At 74.5% G+C, this 24,241-nt stretch carries 17 protein-coding genes; 11 read left to right on the top strand and 6 right to left on the bottom strand.

The window, feature by feature from the left end; all coding sequences use genetic code 11:
- Positions 1-266: 266 nt before the first annotated feature.
- The 7 genes from AB0D32_RS18195 to AB0D32_RS18165 all read left to right on the top strand — a co-directional run bounded on the left by AB0D32_RS18195 (position 267) and on the right by AB0D32_RS18165 (position 9,530).
- Positions 267-716 carry an SAV_6107 family HEPN domain-containing protein gene (locus AB0D32_RS18195; protein WP_357091064.1) on the top strand — a complete coding sequence of 150 codons (450 nt, stop codon included), beginning with the start codon at positions 267-269 and terminating at the stop codon, positions 714-716.
- An 80-nt stretch (positions 717-796) separates the two neighbouring features.
- Positions 797-1,597, top strand: coding sequence for a hypothetical protein (locus AB0D32_RS18190; protein ID WP_357091062.1), 801 nt, complete (start codon positions 797-799; stop codon positions 1,595-1,597).
- 28 nt (positions 1,598-1,625) lie between these two features.
- Positions 1,626-3,188 carry a DNA polymerase Y family protein gene (locus AB0D32_RS18185; protein ID WP_357091060.1) on the top strand — a complete coding sequence of 521 codons (1,563 nt, stop codon included), beginning with the start codon at positions 1,626-1,628 and terminating at the stop codon, positions 3,186-3,188.
- Positions 3,189-3,947: 759 nt separating this feature from the next.
- A complete protein-coding gene (locus AB0D32_RS18180) occupies positions 3,948-7,238 on the top strand; it encodes an error-prone DNA polymerase (RefSeq protein WP_357091058.1) in 3,291 nt (1,096 codons plus the stop codon).
- Positions 7,239-7,336: 98 nt separating this feature from the next.
- The gene (locus tag AB0D32_RS18175) at positions 7,337-7,510 is read left to right on the top strand and encodes a hypothetical protein (protein WP_357091056.1); all 174 of its coding nucleotides are present in this window, start codon (positions 7,337-7,339) and stop codon (positions 7,508-7,510) included.
- Between the two features lie 125 nt (positions 7,511-7,635).
- Positions 7,636-8,382, top strand: a complete 747-nt coding sequence (locus AB0D32_RS18170) for a methyltransferase domain-containing protein (protein ID WP_357091054.1) — start codon at positions 7,636-7,638, stop codon at positions 8,380-8,382.
- Entirely contained in the window at positions 8,379-9,530 is a 1,152-nt protein-coding gene (locus AB0D32_RS18165) for a nucleotide pyrophosphatase/phosphodiesterase family protein (RefSeq protein WP_357091052.1), read from the top strand. Before AB0D32_RS18170 ends, AB0D32_RS18165 begins: the two co-directional genes overlap by 4 nt.
- A gap of 43 nt (positions 9,531-9,573) precedes the next feature.
- Here the strand turns inward: AB0D32_RS18165 and AB0D32_RS18160 are convergent, their stop codons facing one another.
- A complete protein-coding gene (locus AB0D32_RS18160) occupies positions 9,574-10,143 on the bottom strand; it encodes a TetR/AcrR family transcriptional regulator (protein ID WP_357091049.1) in 570 nt (189 codons plus the stop codon).
- 83 nt (positions 10,144-10,226) lie between these two features.
- On the opposite strand from AB0D32_RS18160, the gene AB0D32_RS18155 reads away from it, so the two are divergent.
- The 3 genes from AB0D32_RS18155 (at position 10,227) to AB0D32_RS18145 (ending at position 13,620) form a co-directional block, all read left to right on the top strand.
- Positions 10,227-11,765 (top strand): MFS transporter, encoded by a 1,539-nt coding sequence (locus AB0D32_RS18155; RefSeq protein WP_357091047.1) that lies wholly within the window; start codon positions 10,227-10,229, stop codon positions 11,763-11,765.
- An 84-nt stretch (positions 11,766-11,849) separates the two neighbouring features.
- Entirely contained in the window at positions 11,850-13,109 is a 1,260-nt protein-coding gene (locus tag AB0D32_RS18150; RefSeq protein WP_357091045.1) for a DNA polymerase IV, read from the top strand.
- A gap of 115 nt (positions 13,110-13,224) precedes the next feature.
- A complete protein-coding gene (locus AB0D32_RS18145; RefSeq protein WP_357091043.1) occupies positions 13,225-13,620 on the top strand; it encodes a DUF3040 domain-containing protein in 396 nt (131 codons plus the stop codon).
- Between the two features lie 305 nt (positions 13,621-13,925).
- On the opposite strand, the gene AB0D32_RS18140 is transcribed toward AB0D32_RS18145, so the two are convergent.
- Genes AB0D32_RS18140 through AB0D32_RS18130 form a run of 3 tightly spaced genes read right to left on the bottom strand, consistent with a single transcriptional unit; the run spans position 13,926 to position 18,775 of the window.
- Positions 13,926-16,403 carry a DUF3488 and transglutaminase-like domain-containing protein gene (locus AB0D32_RS18140; RefSeq protein ID WP_357091041.1) on the bottom strand — a complete coding sequence of 826 codons (2,478 nt, stop codon included), beginning with the start codon at positions 16,401-16,403 and terminating at the stop codon, positions 13,926-13,928.
- A gap of 16 nt (positions 16,404-16,419) precedes the next feature.
- Positions 16,420-17,718: a DUF58 domain-containing protein gene (locus tag AB0D32_RS18135; RefSeq protein WP_357091039.1), complete on the bottom strand. Its 1,299-nt coding sequence runs from the start codon at positions 17,716-17,718 to the stop codon at positions 16,420-16,422.
- A gap of 1 nt (position 17,719) precedes the next feature.
- On the bottom strand, positions 17,720-18,775 hold the full coding sequence (locus tag AB0D32_RS18130; RefSeq protein WP_357091037.1) for a MoxR family ATPase: 1,056 nt from the start codon (positions 18,773-18,775) through the stop codon (positions 17,720-17,722).
- A gap of 578 nt (positions 18,776-19,353) precedes the next feature.
- Between AB0D32_RS18130 and leuS the strand changes: the two genes are divergently transcribed.
- The gene (gene leuS / locus AB0D32_RS18125; protein WP_357091035.1) at positions 19,354-22,188 is read left to right on the top strand and encodes a leucine--tRNA ligase; all 2,835 of its coding nucleotides are present in this window, start codon (positions 19,354-19,356) and stop codon (positions 22,186-22,188) included.
- A gap of 190 nt (positions 22,189-22,378) precedes the next feature.
- On the opposite strand, the gene AB0D32_RS18120 is transcribed toward leuS, so the two are convergent.
- Positions 22,379-23,233: a hypothetical protein gene (locus AB0D32_RS18120; protein ID WP_357091033.1), complete on the bottom strand. Its 855-nt coding sequence runs from the start codon at positions 23,231-23,233 to the stop codon at positions 22,379-22,381.
- Positions 23,230-24,153 carry an ABC transporter ATP-binding protein gene (locus AB0D32_RS18115; RefSeq protein WP_357091031.1) on the bottom strand — a complete coding sequence of 308 codons (924 nt, stop codon included), beginning with the start codon at positions 24,151-24,153 and terminating at the stop codon, positions 23,230-23,232. Before AB0D32_RS18115 ends, AB0D32_RS18120 begins: the two co-directional genes overlap by 4 nt.
- Positions 24,154-24,241: the final 88 nt, after the last annotated feature.

Raw genomic sequence — 24,241 nt, 5'->3', positions numbered from 1 at the left:
GGGGTGCGGCTCCGGGGGCCCCCCGTGGTACCCGGCCAGTCCCGTGTCCGGCCCGGTCCGCCTGGAGCTGCCCCCCCCCCCCACGCCCCCCGGGGGGGGGGCGACGAACCCGCCGGTAACGCCGGCCGGGTGTGGTGTGGGGAAGCGTCCACACCCGGCCGGCCACCCACCGGTGCGTCTTCCTCCGCACCACTCGACCCGGCGTCCCGCCGGCGGCCCAGGGCCGTCTCCGGGGCGGCGCCTCGGCCACGCGGAGGAGACAGTCCATGCCGACCAACCCGGCTCAGGCACCGACGGTGCCGGCGCACGTGCTGCCGCACCGCACCCCCGCCCAGCTTCTCGCGGTGGCCCGGCACGGGCTGGCCGAGGCCGCCCAGACCCGTCCCGACGGCCTCCGTTACGCCGCCGCCCACCTGGCCGCGCTCCGGGCGGCGGCGGCCGTGCTCGCTGCCCGGGCGCGGCCCGCCCCCACCCGCCGCAACCGGGTCACCAGCGTCTGGGTCCTGCTCTCCGGTGTCGCTCCCGAGCTCGACGAGTGGGCCCGGTTCTTCGCCCTCGCCGCCGGCAAGCGGGCCGCCGCCGAGGCCGGAATCCCACGGGTCGTGACCGCTCGGGAGGCCGACGACCTGCTGCGTTCGGCCGAGCAGTTCGTCACGGTGGTGGAGACCGGGCTCGGCGTGGCCCACCAACCGGCGCTCGACGGACTCGCGGCCTGACCCGGGCACGCCGTCCAGCCAGGTGGTGCCCGGGCGCCACGCGCACGTCTGATCCGACAGCACGACGGGGGGTAGGTCCGATGGCGGGCCGGATGGTGGTCGGTTCCGCCGCACTGGCCGGTCTGGTGCGCCCGGCGAGCGCGCCGGACCCGACGGGTGGTCACCGGATGTTGCCGGTGGCCCCGGAACTGACCGGGCTGCTGCCCCACCGGGGGCTGCGGCGGGGCAGCACGATCGCGGTCGCCACCGGCCAACCCCGGCGCGGCGGCGGCACCTCGCTGGTCCTGGCGCTGCTCGCCGAGGCGTCCCGGGCCGGCTCATGGTGTGCCGTGGTCGGGGTCCCGACGTTCGGGGCGGGCGCCGCTGCCGAGCTGGGCATCGCCCTGGACCGGCTCGCGCTGGTGCCCCATCCCGGCCCGGAGTGGGCCACCGTCATCGCCGCGCTGATCGACGGGGTGGACGTCGTGGTCACCGCCGTGCCGACGGCGGTCGCCGCCTCGGTCGCCAACCGGCTGGCTGCCCGGGCCCGGCAGCGGGGCAGCGTCCTCGTCCCGTACGGGCGGTGGGACGGCGCGGACGTGACCCTCCAGGTGGTCCGGGGGGCCTGGGAGGGGCTCGGGCAGGGGCGGGGCCGGCTGCGCCGCCGCGAGGTCACCGTCTCCGCGCGCGGGCGCGGGGCCGCCGCCCGCCCCAAGGAGATCAAGCTCTGGCTGCCCGGGGACGGGCTCACCCGGGTCATTCCCCACTCCACTCCCGCCGCCGCCGTCTCCGTCACCGGCCGGTCGACCGCCGGCCGGCTCCGCCCCGTCGACCCGGCCGTCGCCTCCGCACCCCCCGGTCCGTCCCGTCGTGGCGTGCTCACCCTGGTCGGTTCGACGTGACCGACGTGCTCATTCTGGTCGGTTCGACGTGACCGGCGCGCCCGTGCGGACCCTGCTGCTCTGGTGCCCGGACTGGCCGGTCCTCGCCGCGGAGATCGTCGACGGGGTTCCCGCCACCGACCCGGTCGCCGTGCTGCACGCCAACCGGGTGGTCGCCTGCTCCGAGCGGGCCCGCGCCGAGGGAGTGCGTCGGGGGCTGCGCAAACGGGAGGCGCAGGGGCGCTGCCCGCAGCTCACCGCCGTCGACCACGACCCCGGGCGGGACGCCCGGGCGTTCGAGCCGGTGGTCGCCGCCGTCGAGGAGCTGGTTGCCGGCGTCGAGGTGGTACGCCCCGGCGCGTGCGCGGTGGCGGCCCGGGGGCCGAGTCGCTACCTCGGGGGCGAGGAGGAGGCCGCCGAGCGGATCGTCGAGCACGTCGCCCAGACCTGCGCGGTGGAGAGCCAGGTCGGCATCGCCGACGGAGTCTTCGCCGCGGGGCTGGCCGCCCGCGACGGACGGGTCGTTCCGCCCGGCGGGACACCGGGTTTCCTCGCCGACCTGCCGGTCGAGGCGCTCGGCCGCCCGGCCCTGACCGACCTGCTGCGCCGGCTCGGCGTACGCACCCTGGGCGACTTCGCCGCGTTGCCCGCCAGCGACGTGCTGGCCCGGTTCGGCTTCGACGGCGCGCTGGCCCACCGGTTGGCGGCCGGGCGGGACCACCGTCCGCTCGCGGTCCGGCAACCCCCGGTCGACCTCGCGGTCACCGCCGACCACGACGAACCGCTCGATCGGGTCGACGCGGCGGCCTTCGCCGCCCGGGCGTTGGCCGAACGGCTGCACGACCGGCTCGCCGCGCACGGGTTGGCCTGCACCCGTCTCGGCATCGAGGCGGTCACCGCGCACGGTCAGGAACTGCACCGGGTCTGGCGGCACGACGGGCTGCTCACCACGGCGGCGATCGCCGACAGGGTGCGCTGGCAGCTCGACGGCTGGCTGTCCGGCAGCGCCGGTCGGGCCGGCACCCGCCCCACCCGCCCGACGGCGGGCATCATCCGGCTCCGGCTGGTTCCGGACGGGGTGATCGCACAGGCCGGCCTGCAACCCGGCCTGTGGGGGGAGGCCGGCGAGGAGCGGGAGCGGGCGCACCGGGCGTTGAGCCGGGTGCAGGGCATTCTCGGCCCCGAGGCGGTGGTCACCGCGGTGCTCGGCGGCGGGCGCTCGCCTGCCGACCAGGTGCGCCTGGTGCCGTGGGGCGACGAACGCCTGCCGGCCCGACCCGTCCCGCCGCCGTGGCCAGGCCGGCTGCCGCCACCCGCGCCGGCCGTGGTGCTGCCCGACCCGCTCGCCGCGGCCGTGCACGACGCCGTCGGCGACCCGGTCGCGGTCAGCGCGCGGCTCCAGGTCAGCGCCGAGCCCGCCCGGTTGACCGTGGGCGTCGCCCGGCCGGTCGAGATCGTCGGCTGGGCCGGTCCGTGGCCGGTCGACGAGCGCTGGTGGGCGCCGGCCGAGGCCCGCCGGCGGGCCCGGTTCCAGGTCTGCCTGGCCGACGGTACGGCCCTGCTGCTCGTCGTCGAGGCCGGACGGTGGCTGGTGGAGGCCATCTATGACTGAGCACCCGATCACCGGTCGACGCCTGCACCGCCTCCGCCGAACCGGTCAGCTCAAGTGGGCTGACGCCCTGCCGGGCCGGCTCGAACGGGGTGGTGCCCTGCCGGCGTGTCTGGCTGGGCGGGCGTGTCTGGCTGGGCGGGGTGGTGCCCTGCCTGGGGGTCGGGCCGGGCGGGATGTTGCCCCGCCAGCATGTCGGGGCGGGCGCGATGGTGCCCCGCCGGCGGGTAGGCCTGAGCGGAGTGCGCCCCCGTCCCCGCCGCCTGCGAGTCCGACGCTGTCGAGCTGCCCCACCCACAGGACCGCCGGCCACCAGCCCTCAGATCTTGGAGAGTTCTGGCCCCTCTGGGGGCCGAAATCTTCCAAGATCTCTCCGGCTCCCAGCCCGGAAGGGCCCGGATGAGCTTCCACAACCCGAAGCTGCCCTGGTCGGAGTTGGAGCGCGTACTTTCCGGCCGGAAGCCCCGCACCGGAGGATCGGGCGCGGGTGCGGCGGACGAGGGCCGATCGGTTGCAGGCCGACCGGGCGAGGAACGGTCAGACGCGGGCCGGTCAGGCGAGGAACGGTCAGGCGTGGGTCGGCCGGGCGAGGGCCTACAGGGCGAGGAACGGTCAGACGTGGGTCGGCCTGGTGAGGGCCGAACGGTTCGGCCTGGCGAGGGACGGTCGCGCGCGGGACGGTCGGGTGCGGGCGGGTCGGGTGCGGGCGGGTCGGGTGCGGGCGGGTCGGGGGAGGATCGGGCCGGCGGGGGGTACGGCTGGGTGCGCGACGAGCGGCACCTGCACGTGGTCGATCCGCTGGCCGTGGACGCCGACGGCGGCGACTCTCCCGCCTGGAGCCGCAGGCGGGAGCACTATCGGCCGCCCGAGGTGGCCCGCCCCGACGACACGGTGCCGTACGCCGAGCTGCACGCGCACACCAACTTCAGCTTCCTCGACGGCGCCAGCCATCCGGAGGAGCTGGCCGAGGAGGCGGCCCGGCTGGGCCTCACCGCGCTCGCCGTCACCGACCACGACGGCTTCTACGGGGTGGTGCGCTTCGCCGAGGCGGCCCGCGCGCTGCACCTGCCGACGATCTTCGGTGCCGAGCTCTCCCTGGATCTGCCCGGCCCGCAGAACGGCGAGCCCGACCCGCTCGGGCGGCACCTGCTGCTCCTCGCCCACGGTCACGAGGGGTACGCCCGGCTGGCGTCGACCATCGCCCGTGCCCAGCTGCGCGGCGGGGAGAAGGGCCGCCCGGTCTACGGCGAGCTGGAGGAGGTCGCCGCCGAGCTGCGCGACCACGTGCTGGTGCTCACCGGCTGCCGCAAGGGGCACGTGCCGGCGGCGCTGCTCACCGAGGGGGTGGACGCGGCAGCCCGCGAGCTGGACCGGCTGACCGCGATCTTTGGCGCGGAGACGGTGGCGGTGGAGCTGACCGACCACGGGCATCCGGTCGACGCCGACCGCAACGACGCGCTCGCCGAGCTGGCGGCGACGGCCGGGCTGCCCACGGTGGCCACCAACAACGTGCACTACGCCACGCCGGGCCGACGCCGGCTGGCCACCACCGTCGCGGCCGTCCGGGCCCGGCGCAGCCTGGACGAGATCGACGGCTGGCTGCCCGCGGCCGGCACCGCCCACCTACGAAGCGGTGCCGAGATGGCGGCCCGGTTCGCCGCGTACCCGGGGGCGGTGGCCCGGGCCGCCGAGTTCGGCGCCGAACTCGCCTTCGACCTCCAACTGGTCGCGCCGCGGCTGCCGGCGTACCCGGTGCCGCCCGGGCACACCGAGATGAGCTGGCTGCGACACCTGACCCGCGCCGGCGCCCGCGAACGCTACGGCCCGCCCGAGGCACACCCCGGGGCGTACGCGCAGCTCGACCACGAGCTGAACCTGATCGAGGAACTGGGCTTCCCCGGCTACTTCCTGGTGGTCTACGACATCGTCACGTTCTGCCGCGAGCAGGACATCTACTGCCAGGGGCGGGGCTCGGCGGCCAACTCGGCGGTCTGCTACGCGCTGCGGATCACCAACGTGGACGCCGTCCGGCACCGGCTGCTCTTCGAACGCTTCCTCGCCCCGGAGCGCGACGGCCCGCCCGACATCGACGTGGACATCGAGTCCGATCGCCGGGAGGAGGTGATCCAGCACGTCTACGCCCGGTACGGCAGGGAGCACACCGCCCAGGTCGCCAACGTCATCTCGTACCGGCCCCGTTCGGCGGTGCGGGACGTGGCCAAGGCGTTCGGGTTCTCGCCCGGCCAGCAGGACGCCTGGAGCAAGCAGATCGACCGCTGGGGGGCCGTGGCGTCCGTCGACGTGGCGGACATCCCCGAGCAGGTGGTCGCGTACGCCAACGAGTTGCAGACGTTTCCCCGGCACCTGGGCATCCACTCCGGCGGCATGGTGATCTGCGACCGGCCGGTGATCGAGGTGTGCCCGGTGGAGTGGGGGCGGATGCCGGGCCGCAGCGTGCTCCAGTGGGACAAGGACGACTGCGCCGCCGTCGGCCTGGTCAAGTTCGACCTGCTCGGGCTCGGCATGTTGTCCGCGCTGCACTACGGCTACGACATGATCGGGATGAGCCTGGACCTCGGCGACATGACGCTGGACGACCCCGAGGTCTACGCCATGCTCTGCCGGGCCGACTCGGTCGGGGTGTTCCAGGTGGAGAGCCGCGCGCAGATGGCCACCCTGCCCCGGCTGAAGCCCCGCGAGTTCTACGACCTGGTGGTCGAGGTGGCGCTGATCCGGCCCGGCCCGATCCAGGGCGGCTCGGTGCATCCGTACATCCGGCGCCGCAACGGGCAGGAGCCGGTGACCTACCCGCACCCGCTGATGCGCAACGCGCTGGAGAAGACCCTCGGCGTGCCGCTGTTCCAGGAGCAGCTGATGCAGCTCGCCATCGACCTGGCCGGCTTCGACGCGGCGGGGGCCGACCAGCTGCGCCGGGCGATGGGCGCGAAGCGCTCCGCCGAGCGGATGGCCCGCATCGCCGACCGGCTCTACGCGGGCATGGCCGAGCGGGGCATCACCGGCGAGCTGGCCGACGACGTCTACCGCAAGCTCTCCGCGTTCGCCAGCTACGGCTTTCCGGAGAGCCACGCGATGAGCTTCGCCTACCTGGTCTACGCCAGCTCCTGGCTCAAGCGCTACCACCCGGGGCCGTTCCTGGCCGCGCTGCTCAACGCCCAGCCGATGGGCTTCTACTCGCCGCAGACGCTGGTCGACGACGCCCGCCGGCACGGGGTGGAGGTGCGCCGGCCGGACGTCAACGCCAGCGGCGCGGGGGCGGTGCTGGAGTCGACTCCGCAGACCCGCTGGGGCAGCGTGCCGGGGGAACCGCCGCACGCCTGGGGCCTGAACGGGCCGGCCGTGCGGCTCGGGCTCTCCGGCGTGCGTACCCTCGGCGACGGGGTGGCCGAGCGGATCGTGGCGGAACGGGCGGCGGGTGGGCCGTACCGCGACATGCCGGACCTGGCCCGGCGCGTGGGTCTCACCGCCGGGCAGTTGGAGGCGCTGGCCACCGCGGACGCCTTCGCCTGTTTCGGGCTGTCCCGGCGGGAGGCCCTCTGGGCCGCCGGGGCGGCGGCCCAGGACCGGCCGGGCCGGCTGCCGGGCACGGTGACCGGCACGGCCGCGCCCACCCTGCCCGGGATGGAGGCGGTGGATCGGCTGGTCGCCGACGTCTGGGCGACCGGGCTGTCGCCGGAGAGCCATCCGGCCCGCTTCATCCGCCCCCGGCTCGACGCTCTCGGCGCGGTGCCGATCGCCCGGCTCGGCGGGGTGGAGCCGGGGCGGCGCATCCGGGTCGGCGGGATCGTCACGCACCGGCAGCGGCCCGCGACCGCCGGCGGGGTCACCTTCCTCAACCTGGAGGACGAGACGGGGATGCTCAACGTCACCTGCTCCCCGGGCCTGTGGCAGCGCTACCGGCGGGTGGCCCGCACCAGCGCCGCGCTGGTGGTGCGGGGCCGGTTGCAGCGACACGAGGGGGTGATCAACCTCACTGCTGACCGGCTGGACGCGATCGAGCCGCCGGTCAGCCCGTCCTCGCGAGATTTCCGCTGACGACAGTGATCCACATTACGGTTTTTCGCGCCCGGTGGAGGGACACTCCAGCTCGCGCGGGCAGAGTGGCCCGGGCGAGCACGAGGGGACGAACGACCATGGGTAACAACGAGCACAGCGGCGGGGTGGCGAACTCCCGGCGGACCCGGCTCAGCGCCGGTTGGACCCCGAGCCACCACAGCGAGCCGCGCGAGTACGAGATCGTCGAGGGCCCGGTGGCCAACGCCCTGCGGTCGCGGGCCGCGGACGACGCCGCCACCGGCGAGTCCTGACCCTCCCCGGTCGGTGGAAACCCGCCGATCGTGTCGCCGCCGCCGGCTTCCGGCCGGAGGGATCCGGCCGGCCCGGCGGCAGGTGCGGCTCGGCGGGGTTGGACCACAGGACTAGGCTCGACCGGGTGGAGCAGACCCCAGGCCGGCTCGCCGGGCCGCCGCTGACCCCCCGTACCGCCGTGATCTGGTCGGTGCTGCGCGCCGAGCTGGAGCGTCGCGCCGACACCGCGCTGACCGTGCTCGACGTCGGCGGCGGCACGGGCGGCTTCGCCGTTCCGCTCGCCCAGGCCGGGCACCGGGTCACCGTGGTCGACGCCAGCCCGGACGCGCTCGCCGCGCTGACCCGCCGGGCCGCGGAGGCCGGCGTGGCCGAGCGGGTCCGTGCCGTGCAGGGCGACGGCGACGCGCTCGCCGGACTGGTCGAGGCGGGCAGCGCCGACCTGGTGCTCTGCCACGCGGTGCTGGAGGTCGTCGACGATCCGGCGGCGGTGGTGGCGGCGCTGGCCGCCGCGCTGCGTCCGGGCGGCGCCGCGAGCGTGCTGGTCGCCGGCCGGGCCGCCGCCGTGCTCGGCCGGGCGATGAACGGGCATCTGGACCTCGCCGCCACGCTGGCCGCCGATCCGGCCGGCACCGCCGGCACCCGGGACACGCTGCGCCGGCGCTACGACGCGGACGACGCCGCCGCGCTGCTCGGCGCCGCCGGGCTCGTGGTCGAGGAGATCCACGGCGTACGCGTGCTCGCCGACCTCCTTCCCGCCGCCGTCGCCGACGGCCAGCCGGCCGCCCTGGTCGAGTTGGAGCGGGCGCTCGCCGCGCAGGCGCCCTGGCGGGACCTCGCCGCCCAACTGCACCTGTTCGCCCGCCGCCCGTGACCGACCCGCTGGGGATCGTCGGGCCGCGCTACGGCGACGGCAGTCTCGCCGACATCCTGCCCGGCGCGCTCGCCGTGCTCGGCGTGCGCGGCGCCACCGACCCGCTCGGGCTGGGCGCCGCGCTGCCCGGGGTACGCCGGATCGCGGTGCTGCTCGTCGACGGGCTCGGCTGGCACCAGATCCCGACCGCCGCGCCGTACGCACCGACCCTCGCGGGGCTCGCCGCGACCGCCGGCCGGCCGCTGACCTCCGGCTTCCCGTCGACCACCCCGACGAGCCTGGTGACGCTGGGCACCGGCGCGGCACCCGGGGCGCACGGGGTGCTCGGCTTCACCGTGCGGGTGCCCGGGACCGACCGGGTGCTCAACCACATCGAGTGGGCGGACGACCCGGCGCCGCTGCGCTGGCAACCGGTCCGTACCCAGCTGGAACGGGCCCGGGCCGCCGGGGTCGCGGTGACGGTGGTGAGCCGGCCGGAGTTCGGCGGCAGCGGGCTGACGCTGGCCGCCAACCGGGGCGGCGACTACCGGGGCGCGGCCGGCGTCGACGCGCTCGCCGAGCGGATGATCGCCGCCCTGGCCGCCGGGCCGGGGCCCACGCTGGTCTCCGGCTACCACCCCGACCTGGACCGGCACGGCCACCTCACGGGCGTCGACTCGGCGCCCTGGCGGATCGCCGCGGCCGAGGTGGACCGGCTGCTCGTCCGGCTCGTCGACGGGCTGCCGCGCGACGCCGCGCTGCTGGTCACCGCCGATCACGGCCAGCTCGACGTGCCGGCGGGGGACCGCTTCGACCTGGACACCGACCCCCGGCTGCGCGCCGGGCTGGAGGTGGTGGCCGGGGAACCCCGGGTCCGCTACCTGCACGTCACCCCGGGTGCCCTGGACGACGTCGTGGCCGCCTGGTCGACGGTGCTCGGCGCGGCGGCCCGGGTCCGTACCCGGGACGAGGTGGTGGCCTCCGGCTGGTTCGGCCCGGTGCCCGAGGAGCACCTGCTGCGCATCGGCGACGTGGTGGTGATCTGCAACGCCACGTACGCGGTGACCGCCTCCCGGTCGGAGCCGCCGATGGTGTCCCGGCTGGTGGCGTACCACGGGGCGGACACGGCGGCCGAGATGACCATTCCGCTGCTGGTCGTACGCGGCTGACCGCCCCGGCGTCAGCCGGATCAGCCGTCGGCGCGACGGCGGGTCACCCGCCCGAGGCGAGCCCCCCGATCGCCCGCACGAGGTCGTCGGCGGTCGGCGCGGCCCCCGGGTCGAGCAGCCACTGGAGCATGACGCCGTTGATCAGGGCCAGGGCGAGCGAACCGAGGCGTCGCGCCTGGTCCGCCGAGACCTCCGTGGGCGCGACGTCGAGCACCAGCGCGGCGAGCTCCCGCCGGCTGTCGGCGTAGGCGGTGGCGAGTTGGGCGCGCACCTCCGGGGCGAATTCGGCCTGGGCGTACGCCTGCACGCTCGCCACCAGGATCGCCCGCTGCTCGTGCGCCATCTCCAACACGCCGTCGAGGAACCGGCGGAGGCGCTCCAGCGGTGCGCCGCCGGGCTCGGCCACGAGAGCCGCGGCGATCGCGTCCCCCCAGGCGTCGAAGGTCTCCAGGACGGCGGCGTTGAGCAGGGCGTCCTTGCTGCCGAAGTGGTAGCCGATGGAGCCGAGGTGGGCGCCGGTCTTCGCCACGATGTCGCGTGCCGTGGTGTGGGCGTAGCCCTTCTCCACCAGGCACCGCTTCGCCCCCGTCAGGAGTTCTTCCCGCTGTCCCACGGGTGCAGTCTAGCCGCACTTTTGAACGCATGTTTTGTACAAGCGTCTTGCACGTGCGTCTTGTACGCACGTACATTCACCGCATGTCCACCTCTGTTCCTCCCCGTGCCCGTAGCCGGGAGTGGCTCGGCCTCGTCGCGCTCGTCATTCCCGCCCTGCTCGCCTCCATGGACCTCTCCGTCCTGTTCATGGCCGCGCCCCGGATCGGCGCCGAACTCGCGCCGAGCACCGGTCAGTACCTGTGGATCATGGACATCTACGGCTTCGTGATGGCCGGTCTCCTGGTGACCATGGGCAGCCTCGGCGACCGCGTGGGACGCCGCCGGCTCCTGCTCCTCGGTGCCGCCGCGTTCGGCGCGGCATCTCTGCTGGCGGCGTTCGCCACCACCCCTGAGCTGCTCATCGCCGCGCGGGCCCTGCTCGGCATCGGCGGGGCGACCCTCGCGCCGTCGACGCTCTCGCTCATCCGCGGCATGTTCGCCGACGACGACCAGCGCCGTACCGCGATCGGGATCTGGACGGCCGCCTTCACCGGCGGCATCGCGATCGGCCCCATCGTCGGCGGCCTCCTGCTGGAGCGGTACTGGTGGGGCTCGGTGTTCGTCATCAACGTTCCCGTCATGCTCCTGCTGCTCGTCGTCGGCCCGTTCCTGCTGCGCGAGTCGAAGGACCCGGGCCCGGGCCGGTTCGACCCGCTCAGCTCCGTGCTCTCCCTGGCGGCCGTCCTGCCGGTCATCTACGCCGTCAAGCACTTCGCCGAGGACGGGGCCAACCCGTCGTCGCTGGTCGCCCTCCTCGTCGGCCTCGCCGTGGGCGCCCTCTTCGTACGCCGGCAGCGCCGCAGCGAACATCCGATGATCGACGTACGGCTCTTCTCGACGAGTTCCTTCTCCGCCGCCATCGGGGCGAACACGGCGATCACCTTCGCGAGCGCGGGCATGGGCCTGCTCGCGGTCACGTTCATGCAGACGGTGCTCGGCCTCAGCCCGTTCGACGCCGCGCTCTGGATGCTCCCGACCATCCTGGGAAGCGTCATCGGGGTCGCCCTCGCGTCCGCGCTCGCCCCGCGCACCCGGCCGGCCGTCCTCGTCGCCGCGGGCCTCGTCCTCGCCGCGGGCGGCTTCCTGCTGGTCAGCACCATGCGGGTGGACGCGCCGGTCTGGTGGCTGATCGGGAGCTACGGTGTGCTCACCCTCGGCGTCGGGATGACCAGCACGCTGGCGACCTCGCTCGTGCTCACCACGGCGCCGCCCGAGCGGGCGGGCTCCGCCTCCGCGATCTCCGAGACGAGCACCGAGTTCGGCGGCGCGCTCGGTATCGCGGTGCTGGGCAGCATCGCCGCCGCCACGTACCGGGCGGAGATGGACACCACGGTGCCGGCCGGCCTCGACGACGAACTCGCCCACACCGCGACCGAGACCGTCGGTGGTGCCCTCGCCGTGGCCGGCCAGGTTCCGGCCGAGGCGGCCGGCGCGCTGCTCGGCCGGGCGTTCGCCGCATTCACCGAGGGCTTCACGGTCACCGCCGTCATCGGCGCGGCGATCCTTCTCCTCGGCGCGCTCGTCACCGCCGTCGCGCTATGGCGGGTCCCCGCCGGAACCACGCCCTCCGGCCCGCACTGACCGGGCGCCCGTCCCGGAACCACGCGGGCAGCTGTCGCCACCCCGTGCGGGCGGAATGTCGCAGGTCCGGGCTAGCCTGCGGGAATGGGTCGCAGCCAGTCGTTGCCCCGGGGCGGCGATCCCCGGTTCGGGCCGGACGCCGACGATTCCGGCTGCCCCATCCTGCACGTCGACATGGACGCCTTCTTCGCCTCGGTCGAGGTCCGCCGCCGGCCGGAGCTGCGCGGCCGGCCCGTCGTCGTCGGCGGGGTCGGCCCGCGCGGGGTGGTGAGCTCCGCCAGCTACGAGGCCCGGCGCTACGGCGTGCGCAGCGCCATGCCCACCGCCCGGGCCCGGGCGCTCTGCCCGCACGCGGTCTACCTGCCGCCGGACTTCACGCAGTATTCGGCGGCCTCCCAGGCGGTCATGCAGATCTTCCGGGACGTGACCCCGCTGGTCGAGCCACTCTCCCTGGACGAGGCGTTCCTCGACGTGGCCGGGGCCCGGCGGCTGTTCGGCCCACCGGCCGCCATCGCCCGGCGCATCCGCGAGCGGGTGGCCGGGGAGCAGGGCCTGACGTGTTCGGTCGGGGTCGCCCCGAGCAAGTTCGTGGCCAAGCTCGGCTCGACCCGCGCCAAACCCGACGGCCTGCTCGTCGTCCCGGCCAACCGGGTGCTCGACTTCCTGCACCCGCTGCCGGTGTCGGCGCTGTGGGGGGTGGGGGAGCGGTCCACCGAAACGCTGCGGCGGCTGGGCCTGGCCACCATCGGCGACCTCGCCGAGGCGCCGATCGGCATGCTGCGCAAGGCGCTCGGCGAGGCGTCGGCCGCCCACCTGCACGAGCTGGCCTGGGGGCGGGACCCGCGCCGGGTCAGTCCCGAGCAGGTGGAGAAGTCGATCGGCGCCGAGGTGACCTTCGACGCCGACGTGGCCGATCCCCTGGAGATCCGGCGGGCGCTGCTCGCCCTGTCCGAGAAGGTCGGCATCCGGTTGCGCCGGGCCGGGCAGGTCGGGCGGACCGTGTCGCTGAAGGTGCGGATGGCCGACTTCCGCACCGTCAGCCGGTCCCGCACGACGGGCGTGCCGACCGACGTCGCCAGGGAGATCTTCGACACCGTCTGGGCGCTCTACACCGTGCTCGACCCCGGTGAGCGGGTTCGGCTGGTCGGCGTACGGGTCGAAGGGCTGGCCGCCGCGCAGGAGACCCCGCGACAGCTGACCCTCGGCGCGCCCGAGCGGGGCTGGCGTGAGGCGGAGGCGGCAGCCGACGCCGCGGCTGCCCGTTTCGGGCGGTCCGTCATAGGTCCGGCCAGTCTGCTCGGGGTCCGCGACGGGCGACGAAATGAAAATCCACCCCGGCCGTAGGTCGTCCCGCTTTCCGACGCGCGAGGGCCCTCGTAGACTTGCGGGTAAGCAGCCGGATGGCTGCCACGGTCTGTCGGCCCGACCGGGCCGACCAACGTGACCGGGGAGGAGTGCCGTGCCGCTCTCGGAGCACGAGCAGCGGCTGTTCGAGCAGATCGAGCGGTCGCTTGCCGAGGACCCCAAATTCGCCTCGGCCGTGCGCGCCAGCGATCCGCGCTTCCACGCGCGGCGTCGCCTGCTCGTCGCTGCCGGCGTGATGATCGCTGGGCTGGCCCTGTTGGTCTACGGCGCGGTGATCAAGACTCCGCCGCTGGCAGTGGCGGGTTTCGTCGTCATGCTGGCCTCGGCCGCGTTCGCGGTGCAGTCGCATCGCCGGGCGCAGTCACCTGACCTGCACGTCGTGGGCGGGACGACAAGTCGTCGTCGCCCCCGCGGCCGGTCGGGTCGCCGATCCTCGATCCTGGATCGGATGGAGGACCGGTGGCGGCAACGCCCGGAGGGGCACCGCTGAGCCCGGCCCGCCGCTAGGGCGGGTCGCGCGGAGACGAGCCGGCCGCCGGGACACCCCGGCGGCCCCTGACGATCCCGCACGTCCCCGGGCGTGCGTTCTCACGTTGCCCCGACAGCGCGGCGGCCCGGCACCCCCTCCGGTAGCCCCGCGGCCCTGCCGTGAGCCGCCGTCTCGCGCCGGATCATCCAGCACCGGCGCGTCGTCCGTCCGGGCCACGTGACCGCGAGGTGCCGCGAGGCGTCCCCTGCGAACGCGACGGGCCGGTGCGGGGCGGGATCGCCCCTACCGGCCCGTTCGTCCGTCGGTCAGCGGGCCATGCGGTTGGCCAGCAGGCGACGCGGATTCCAGCGCAGCAGCAGATGACGGGCCCGCCCGCCCGCCGCCACCAGCCGGGACGACGCCTCGGCCGTGGCCAGGCGCCAGCGCAGCAGCACCGACGGCGGCAACACCGCCGCCACCACGCGGGTACGCCGGTCGGCCCGGGCGGCGAGCGCGGCGCGCACGGCGCGCAGGGCCGGCGGGAGTTGCTCGCCGGTCAGCGGATCACGGGCGTAGCGGGCGCGTTCCTCGGCGCGGCCGAGCAGGCGTACCGCCGTGGTCGCCCCCGCGTCGGCGGTGAGCGACTCCCGCGACAACCGGTCGGCGGTGGCCCGGGAGGTCTCCGTCCGGTCCACCCGGACCCGGTAGTCCACCAGCGTGTCCAGCAGTTCGTCCCAGGCGGCGTGCGCGTCCGCCCGCGCCCGCTCCGCGTCCGCCAGCACCACCATGCGCCGCCCGTGCGCGGTCGTGTCCCCGGCATCGCCGGAAGCCCCGGGGCGCACCGCCGCCGCGGCCGGTGCCGCCGGGCCGCTGCGCCGCCGCCGCAGGGCCGCGCGGCGCAGTGCCGGCACGGCGAGCAGGGCCAGCAGGGCCAGCACCGCGCCGGCCGCGTACCAGGGCCAGACCGGGGCCTGCTCAGCCGGGGCCTCGCCGCCGACGGCCAGGCCCGAGTCGACGTCCTCCTCGGGGCCCTCCGGCCCCGCCGGGCCCGCCGACGGGTCGACCCCGCCGGGCGCGCTCGACGAGCCGGGAGTCGGCGTGTCCTCCTCCGGGGCGTCGGTGTTCGGCGCCCACGCCGACCGGGTCGAGCCCTGCACGCCGTACGCCGGAGTGGCGTCGAAGGGCACCCAGCCGACGTCGTTGAAGTAGACCTCCGTCCAGGCGTGCAGGTTCCGGTTGGTCAGGGTGTACGTGCCGTTGCTGGAGTTGCTGCCGTTGGCGAACCCGAACGCCACCCTGGCCGGGATGCCGGCGGCCCGGACCAGCCACGTCATCGCGGCGGCGTACTGCTGGCAGAAGCCGACCTTGTTGTTGAGGAAGTCGACGATCTCCTGCCCGCTGGTGCCCCCCTTGGTGCTGAGCGAGTAGGTGAAGCCGTTGTCCGCGGAGAAGTGGTCGTAGATCGCGCGGACCTTGTCGTACTCGGTGTTCTTGCCGCGTACCAGGGCGGAGACCAGTTCCTCGACCTCGGGCACCGGCGGCGGCGCGGGATGCAGCCGCCGTACCGCGTGGTCGGCCGGCAGCGGCTGGGACCGGCGCAGGGCAGCCGGCGTGTACGTCGAGCGCACGTAGTCGAACGCGTAGCGCTTGCCGCGGGCGTTGTCGCGGTTGGAGAAGACCACCTGGAGGCTCGGGTCGTACAACCAGTTGCTGTTCAGGTCCTCGGTGCGCACGGGCTCGGCGTAGACCGGCAGCAGCGGCATGGTGAGGTTCTTCGACACCTCGACCGTGGCCCGGTACGTCCGCTGCTCGACGCCCCGCGCGGACGGCGCCGGCAGGTCGTCGACGGGCCGGCCGGTGGGGGTGCCCACCCGGAAGCCGCCCCCCTCGAGCTTGTCGGCCACCCCGAAGCGCAGGTAGAACGGGTCCGTCTCGTCGGTGGTCACCTTGACCAGATCGGTGACCTGCGACTGGTTGAGCTGCCCGCTCAACGCCGCGAACAGGTCGATCCTGCCGGGAGCGCCACCCTGCCCGGGACGCCCGTTGCCGTTGCCGTTGCCGGAACCGGCGCCCAGGGTGTCCAGCAGCCCGCCGGTCATTCCCGGCACGGCCAGCGGCAGCACCACGGCCAGCGCCACACCCACCGCTGCCAGCCGCCGGCCGGCGGCGGCCAGCGGCGAGGCCTCCCAGACGTCGACGTCGCGCCCGTCGCCGGTGAACCGCCGGCCGAACCGGCGGACCCGGTCGACGTTGTCGGTCACCAGCAGCCAGAGGTAGCCGGCGGCGCCCACGACGAACGGCACCGCCGGGACGCTGTCCACGTAGACCGCGACGGGCACCGAGTAGATCGCCAGCATCGGCAGCCCGGCCAGCGCCGGCCGGCGCAGCCCCACGGCGAGCACGTCGACCACCACGGCGACCCCGCCGATGCCGAGCACCGTGACGAACAGCAGCGGGTCGGTGTCGGGCACCTTGACGCCGTACGAGCGCATGTCCTCCAGCGAACTGTCGAGCAGTTGGCCGAAGTGGGTGAAGGTCGACGGGGTGGGCACGATGCCCAACAGTTCGCCGCCGCCGGGGAAGATCCAGGTCAGGGCCAGCGTCAGGCCGGCCAGCATGGCCAGCGCCTGGCCCCAGAGCGGAACCCGGGCCAGCCGGGCGAACGCGGCCACGGCGGCGACCACGGCCACCGCGATCGTCGCCTGGATCAGCCACGTCCAGCGTTCGAAGATGGCAGACAGCGGCGCGGCGGCGAGCAGCGTCGCCGCGGCGGCCACGAAGCCCAGGTTCCGGTGGGCGATCATGAGGAGACCCTTCCGTTCATCGCATGCCGCCGGCCACCGTCTCGGCCATGGCCGCCCGCAGCGCGAAGCCCTGCGAACCGCGGGCCGCCTGCGGCCACAGTGCGGGCAGCCCGGCACCGTGCTCGACCCCGATGACCCGCCAGCCGCTCTGCAACATGGCCAGCGCGGCGGCGCCGTGCGCGTGGTCGGCCTCGGCCCGGGCCTTGGCGGGCAGGTTGAGCCAGGTGGAGCTGTCGAGCAGGAAGCCGACGCAGGTGGCGCCGTTGCCCCGCAGCCCGGCCAGCAGTTCGGCCTCGGCGGTGCTCACCGAGCCGAACAGGCCGATGATCAGGCCGCCGTCAGACCGCTGCCGGACCCGCTGCACGAGGGTGGTGAGCTCGCCGACCTTGTCGAGCCGGACCTCGGCGAGATGGTCGAGCAGCAGCCCGTCGCCGGTCGCCTCGGACGCGTCCACGTCGGCGCCGGAACCGGTGACCAGGCGCAGCTTGTAGCCGGCCTGCCGCAGGTGCACCGCGATGCTCGCCGCGGCGGAGACCGCCCACTCGAAGGAGGCCGTCGGCCCGTCGCCCCGGTGACCGTACGCGCGGGTGTCCAGCACGACGGTGGCCCGGCTCTCCCAGGGCTGCTCCTCGCGGCGGACCATCAGCTCGCCGGTGCGCGCGGTCGACTTCCAGTGCACGCGGCGCAGGTCGTCGCCCATCCGGTACTCCCGGGTGGCGGCGTCGTCCTCGCCGTGCACCGCGACCGAGCGGGCCCGGCTGTCGCCGCTGCCGGCGTACTCGCCGGGCAGGCGCACCGAGGGCAGCGGGGTGACCTGCGGGATGACCGTCAGATGGTCGGTGCTCGGGAAGGCGCGGCTCAGCTCGCACAATCCGAACGGGTCGGTCATCCGGACCACCAGCGGGCCCACCTCGTAGCGGCCCCGCACGTCGGCCCGCACCGTGTAGGCCACCGAGCTGGCCTGGTGGGCACCGAGCCGCTCCAGCACCACCCGGGGCCGGCTGCCCAGCGCGTACGGCAGCCGGTCCTCCAGCAGCAGGGTGCCGGTGGGCAGCCGGGACATGTTCTGCAGTCGCAGCACCACCCGGGAGTTCGCCCCGACGGGCACCCGGTGCGGGTCCAGCGACCGGTTGCAGGCCAGCTTGTAGCGGCTGCGCCCGACGTAGGCCGCGGCGAGCAGCGGCAGGATGGCCAGCAGCACGGCCACCCGGAGCAGGTCCTTCTCGCCGAGGATGCCGGCCGAGATCGCCGCCGCGAGCGCCGCCGCGAGGAACGAACGGCCGCGGGTGGTCAGCCCTCGCAGCCCGTCGCGCACGTCACCGCCTCCGCGGCTCGTACGTGGCTCGGCCGTTGCCCTCGCCTGTGGGACGGGTGTCGTACGGGGAGCGCCCGCGGTCGTGCGGCAGCGGCAGCCGGTGCACCAGGTCGGAGACGATCGCGTCGGTGGTGCGCCGCGCGAGCTGGGCGTCGGCGGTCGGGATGATCCGGTGTGCGAGCACCGGCACGGCCAGCGCCTGCAGGTCGTCGGGGAGGACGTAGTCGCGGCTCTCCAGGGCGGCCACCGCGCGGGCGGTGCGCAGCAGTTGGAGGGTGGCCCGGGGGGAGGCGCCGAGGCGCAGGTCGGGGGCCTCGCGGGTGGCGGTGACCAGGTCGATCGCGTACTGCTTGACGGCGTCGGCGACGTGCACCTGCCGGACGTGGGCGATCAGCTGCCGCACGGTGTTGGCGTCGGAGACCGGCCGCAGCTCGTCCAGCGGATCCGTCGCGCCGTGCCCGTCGAGCATCGCCAGCTCGGCGCTCGGGTCCGGGTAGCCCATCGCGATGCGGGCGGTGAACCGGTCGCGCTGCGCCTCGGGGAGGGGGTAGGTGCCCTCCATCTCGATCGGGTTCTGGGTCGCGATGACCATGAACGGTGTCTGGAGGTGGTAGGTGACCCCGTCGACGGTGACCTGTCGCTCCTCCATGCACTCGAGCAGCGCGGACTGGGTCTTCGGCGAGGCACGGTTGATCTCGTCGCCGACGACCAGGTTGGCGAAGACCGCGCCCGGGCGGAACTCGAAGTCGTGTGTCTCCTGGTTGTAGACGCTGACCCCGGTGACGTCGCTGGGCAGCAGGTCGGGGGTGAACTGGATGCGGCGCACCGAGCAGTCGATCGACCGGGCCATGGCCTTGGCGAGCTTGGTCTTGCCGACCCCGGGCACGTCCTCGATGAGCAGGTGACCCTCGGCGAGCAGGACGGCCAGGGCGAGCCGCACGGTGGCGGTCTTGCCCTCGATGACCTGCTCGATGTTCGACACGATCGCTTCGCTGGCGGCGCGGAACTCGTCGTGCGGCAGCAGGCCGCCCACCTCGTCCCTGGTCTGTTGTGTCACGGGCCTCCTCCTCGTCGCCGGACGGCAGCTCTGAATAGAGCGGTTGGACCCGCCGTAGGGTTCGCGACGTCGAGCCTCGTCTGCCGCAGGAATCTCACTGGTATCTCAGGCTAACCATGTTTGTCGCTGTCGCCGACCCCCGCAGGTAGACGGTGGGTTACGTACCGAATATTCGCCGGGTCGGGGGACGCGGCGGTCGCTCTCGGTGTCGGCCATGATCACGAAGCGCGGCTGCGGCGCGGGCGAGCGGGTCGGCCGTCCCGGCCCGTGGTGGCGGGCGGCGTGCGGGAGCGGCGGCGGGTACACTCCCGGTCATGGCCGGATTCTTCCTGCTTCTTACCGGGCCGTGCTGATGCGCTGACGCGCGACAGCACGGCGGCCCCTCCTGCGCGAGGGGCTTTTTTGTGCCCCAAGCCGGACGCCCCGGCGGCTGGCACCGGCACCGGCGCCGGCCCTCGGGCGGTGCGGCGCCGGCGGCGGGCAGATGCGAGCCATACCGACATGACCGCGCCGAGCGAGGTCAGCACCCAGCCCGGCCGTGGCGTGGCCGGCGGCGACGAGCGAAGCGAGGAGACGCCATGAGCGAGGCAGCACCGGCCGACATTCCCCCGTTCCGGTACACCGCGGCCCTGGCCGAGGAGATCGAACAGCGCTGGCAGGACGTCTGGGCGCGGGAGGGGACGTTCCACGCCCCGAACCCGACCGGCCCGCTGGCCGACCCCGACCACCCCCGCGCCGGGGCGGAGAAGCTGTACGTCCTGGACATGTTCCCGTACCCGTCGGGCGCGGGCCTGCACGTCGGGCACCCGCTGGGCTACATCGGCACCGACTGCTTCGCCCGCTACCAGCGGATGGCGGGGCGCAACGTGCTGCACGCCATGGGCTTCGACGCGTTCGGCCTGCCCGCCGAGCAGTACGCGGTGCAGACCGGCACCCACCCGCGGACCACCACCGTGGCCAACATCGAGCGGTACAAGGCGCAGCTGCGCCGGCTGGGCCTGGCCCACGACGAGCGCCGCTCGGTGGCCACCATCGACACCGACTTCTACCGCTGGACGCAGTGGATCTTCCTGCAGATCTTCAACTCCTGGTACGACGCCGAGGCGAAGCGGGCCCGGCCGATCGCCGAGCTGATCGCCGAGTTCGAGGGCGGCAGCCGGGCCACCCCCGACGGCCGCCCGTGGGCGGACCTGACCGTCGCCGAGCGCCGGGCCGTCGTCGACGACCACCGGCTGGCGTACGTCTCGCAGGCGCCGGTCAACTGGTGTCCGGGGCTGGGCACCGTGCTGGCCAACGAGGAGGTCACCGCCGACGGCCGCTCCGAGCGGGGCAACTTCCCGGTCTTCAAGCGCAACCTGAAGCAGTGGATGATGCGGATCACCGCGTACGGCGACCGGCTGCTGGACGACCTGGACACGCTGGACTGGCCCGAGCCGATCAAGCTGATGCAGCGCAACTGGATCGGCCGCTCCACCGGCGCACACATCGACTTCCCCACCACGGTCGAGCCGATCCGGGTGTTCACGACCCGGCCGGACACCGTCTTCGGCGCCACCTACATGGTGCTGGCGCCCGAGCACGAGCTGGTCGACGCGCTGACGCCGGCCGCCTGGCCGGACGGGACGAAGGACGCGTGGACCGGCGGGCACGCCAACCCGCGCGCCGCCGTGGAGGCGTACCGCAAGGCGGCGGCGGCCAAGACCGACGTCGAGCGGCAGGCCGAGACGAAGGAGAAGACCGGCGTCTTCGTCGGGGCGTACGCCACCAACCCGGTCACCGGGACGCAGATCCCGGTCTTCGTCGCCGACTACGTGCTGGCCGGCTACGGCACCGGCGCGATCATGGCGGTGCCCGGCCAGGACGAGCGGGACTGGGCGTTCGCCGAGGTCTTCGAGCTGCCGATCGTGCGCACCGTGCAGCCGTCGGAGGGCTTCGACGGCAAGGCGTACACCGGGGACGGTCCGGCCATCAACAGCGCCGCGCCCGAGGGCGGCCCGGACCTGAACGGCCTGGGGGTGGCCGAGGCCAAGGCCCGGATCATCGGGTGGCTGGAGGCCAACGGGCACGGCACCGGCGCGGTGACCTACCGGCTGCGCGACTGGCTGTTCTCCCGGCAGCGCTACTGGGGCGAGCCGTTCCCCATCGTGTACGACGAGACCGGGGCCGTCATCGCGCTGCCGGAGGAGATGCTGCCGGTCGAGCTGCCCGAGGTGGACGACTTCTCGCCGCGCACGTTCGACCCGGAGGACGCCGACAGCAACCCGGAGACCCCGCTGTCGCGCCGCAGCGACTGGGTCGAGGTGGAGCTGGACCTGGGCGACGGCCCGAAGCGCTACACCCGCGAGACCAACGTGATGCCGCAGTGGGCCGGCTCGTGCTGGTACGAGATGCGCTACCTGGACCCGACGAACTCGCAGCGGTTCGTCGACCCGGAGAACGAGCGGTACTGGATGGGGCCGCGCGGCGAGGGCGACTGCGGGGGCACCGACCTGTACATCGGCGGCGGCGAGCACGCCGTACTGCACCTGCTGTACGCCCGGTTCTGGCACAAGGTGCTGTACGACCTGGGGCACGTCTCGTCGTTCGAGCCGTTCCGCAAGCTGTTCAACCAGGGCTACATCCAGGCGTACGCGTACACCGACGCCCGGGGCGCCTACGTGCCGGCCGGGGACGTGACCGAGCGCGACGGTGGCTACTACCTGGGCGACACGGCGGTCAACCGTGAGTACGGCAAGATGGGCAAGTCCCTGAAGAACGTGGTCACGCCCGACGAGATGTGTGCCGCGTACGGGGCGGACACGTTCCGCGTCTACGAGATGTCGATGGGTCCGCTGGAGGTGTCCCGCCCGTGGGAGACCCGGGCGGTGGTCGGGTCGTACCGGTTCCTGCAACGGGTCTGGCGGGCGGTCGTCGACGAGCAGACCGGCGCGCTGCGGGTCACCGACGCCCCCGCCGACTCCGCGACCCTGCGGCTGCTGCACAAGGTCGTCGACGGGGTCCGCGGCGACATGGAGGCGATCCGGTTCAACACCGCCATCGCCAAGCTGATCGAGCTGACCAACGGGCTGACCCGACTGTCGGAGACCCCGCGCGAGGTGGCCGAGCCGCTGGTGCTGATGGTGGCGCCGTTCGCCCCGCACGTGGCCGAGGAGTTGTGGCGGCGGCTGGGGCACGACACCTCCCTGACGTACGCGGACTTCCCGACCGCCGACCCGGCGCTGCTGGTGGCGGAGACGGTGACGTACCCGGTGCAGATCAACGGCAAGGTGCGGGGCCGGATCGAGGTGCCCGCCGACGCGTCCGAGGAGACCGTCCGCACGGCGGCCCTGGAGGCGGTCACGTCGTCCCTGGCCGGCAAGACCCCGCGCAAGGTCATCGTCATCAAGGGCCGCATGGTCTCCGTCGTAGCCTGACCCGCCCGCCCCCGCCTCTCACCCCGCCCCGGCCCCACCCCTCACCCCGCCCCGCCCCGCCCCGCTCGCGATCTTGCAGTTGTGGCCCCTGACTTGCCCCTTTCGGGTGAGATGTCTGGGCCATAACTGCAAGATCGCGGGGGCCGGGCCGGGGCCGGGGCGGGGCCGGGTGGGGAGGGCGGGGTGGGGGTTATGGGTCGCGGCGGTGGGTGAGGGTTACGGCCGTCAGTATCGCGGCCAGGGACCAGGTGGCGAGGGTCAGCCAGGAACCGGTGACCGTGGCCGGGTACGGGTCCCGGTTGACGATGTCGGGATGCACCTCGATCAGTCGTAGCCAGGCGGCGAGGGGCAGGGCGTTGTACAGCTCGGCGATCCACCGGTGCTCGTCGCTGTCCACCACGAGCGGCGCCAGCACGAGCACTGTCGTGGCCGCGAACACGGCTGCGGCGGCGTGCCGGGTGACTGCGCCCAGACCCATTCCGACCAGCGCGCACACGGGTACCAGCACGGCGCTCGCCACGACGGCGCGCAACACGCCCGGCTCGCCGATCGACCAGCCGGCGTCGCGGTCGGCGAGGATCGCCTGGGACACCCAGAACGAGGTCGCCGCGGTGACCGTGCCGAGAAGGAGCATGACCCCGGCCAGTACGGCGGCCTTCGCCGCGACCACCGCCCGGCGGTCGGGGACGGCGGCGAACGTGGCCCGGATCAGCCCGCTCTGGTGCTCGCCGACGATGGTCAGGGCGCCGATGGTGGCCGAGGCGAGGATCAGCAGCAGGTAGCCGGCCTCGGGGAAGGCGTCGCGCACGGGCCCGTACATGCGGAACATCTCCCGCCGCTCCGCCGGGTACGCCGGCCAGTTCCGGTGGTCGGCGAGGCTGGCGTTGACGCTGACCCCGACCACGAACAGGAAGACCAGCGGCAGGGTCCACAGGGTCGAGCGCAGCGACCACAGTTTGATCCACTCGGCTGCCAGCAGGTCGCGGAAGCGGGCCGGTGCGTCGGTCACGGTCGGTCGGGGGGCCAGTTGGGTCACGGCGGTCATCGGGTCTCCTCCCCGGCGAGGTACTCGACACTGTCGGCGGTGAGTTCCATGAACGCCTCCTCCAGCGAGGCGGTACGGGTGGCGAGTTCGTGCAGCCCGATGCCGTGGGCGAGCGCGAGGTCGCCGATCCGGGCGGCCGTCAGGCCGGTCACGACGAGCGCCCCGGTGTCGGCCGGGCGGACGTCCGCGCCCTCGGCCGCCAGCACGGCGGCCAGCGTCGTCGGGTCGGGCGTACGGACGGCCACGCTGGACCGGGTGCTCCGGGCGGCGAACTCGGCGAGGCTCTGCTCGGCGATGAGCCGGCCCCGGCCGATCACGACGAGGCGGTCGGCGCAGTGCTCCATCTCGCTCATCAGGTGGCTGGAGACGAAGACCGTACGTCCCTCGGCAGCCAGCCGCCGGAACAGGTCCCGCACCCAGCGCACTCCCTCCGGGTCGAGGCCGTTGAACGGCTCGTCGAAGAGCAGCACGGGCGGGTCGCCGAGCAGCGCGGCGGCGATGCCGAGCCGCTGCCGCATGCCGAGTGAGAAACCACCGATCCGGCGCCGGGCGGCGCCGGCCAGCCCCACCTCCCGCAGGACCTCGTCGACGCGGGCGCGCGGAATGCCGTTGCTGCGGGCCAGGGCCGACAGGTGGGCCACGGCGCTGCGTCCACCGTGCACGTCACCGGCGTCGAGCAGGGCGCCGGCGTGGCGTAGGCCGCGTGGCCGGTCGGCGAAGCGGACCCCGTCCACCGTGACGGTGCCGCTGGTGGGCGTGGTGAGCCCGAGGATCATTCGCAGCGTGGTGGACTTGCCGGCCCCGTTGGGGCCGAGGAACCCGGTGACGTGGCCGGGGCGCACGGTCAGGGTGAGGTCGTCGACGGCCGTCCTGGGGCCGTACCGTCTCGTCAGGGCTCGAAGTTCGATCACCTGTCCCACGTTGCCGCGCGGTGGCCGGCGCGGCGTCGCCCCGGCGGCCACATCCGGTGGGCGGACCCCCCGCCCCGGGGCGTACGCCCGTGGGCCG

The organism is Micromonospora sp. NPDC048170 (genome assembly GCF_040652795.1).
Lineage (GTDB): Bacteria > Actinomycetota > Actinomycetes > Mycobacteriales > Micromonosporaceae > Micromonospora.
Note: the sequence above shows the minus strand (reverse complement) of the source record. Positions and strands in the feature narration are given on the sequence as shown.

Excerpts from the sequence above, each read along its gene's own strand:
- AB0D32_RS18120 (WP_357091033.1), bottom strand. The coding sequence starts at position 23,233 with ATGACCGCCGTGACCCAACTGGCCCCCCGACCGACCGTGACCGACGCA.
- AB0D32_RS18175 (WP_357091056.1), top strand. The coding sequence starts at position 7,337 with ATGGGTAACAACGAGCACAGCGGCGGGGTGGCGAACTCCCGGCGGACC.
- AB0D32_RS18155 (WP_357091047.1), top strand. The coding sequence starts at position 10,227 with ATGTCCACCTCTGTTCCTCCCCGTGCCCGTAGCCGGGAGTGGCTCGGC.
- AB0D32_RS18195 (WP_357091064.1), top strand. The coding sequence starts at position 267 with ATGCCGACCAACCCGGCTCAGGCACCGACGGTGCCGGCGCACGTGCTG.
- leuS (WP_357091035.1), top strand. The coding sequence starts at position 19,354 with ATGAGCGAGGCAGCACCGGCCGACATTCCCCCGTTCCGGTACACCGCG.
- AB0D32_RS18150 (WP_357091045.1), top strand. The coding sequence starts at position 11,850 with ATGGGTCGCAGCCAGTCGTTGCCCCGGGGCGGCGATCCCCGGTTCGGG.
- AB0D32_RS18190 (WP_357091062.1), top strand. The coding sequence starts at position 797 with ATGGCGGGCCGGATGGTGGTCGGTTCCGCCGCACTGGCCGGTCTGGTG.
- AB0D32_RS18140 (WP_357091041.1), bottom strand. The coding sequence starts at position 16,403 with ATGATCGCCCACCGGAACCTGGGCTTCGTGGCCGCCGCGGCGACGCTG.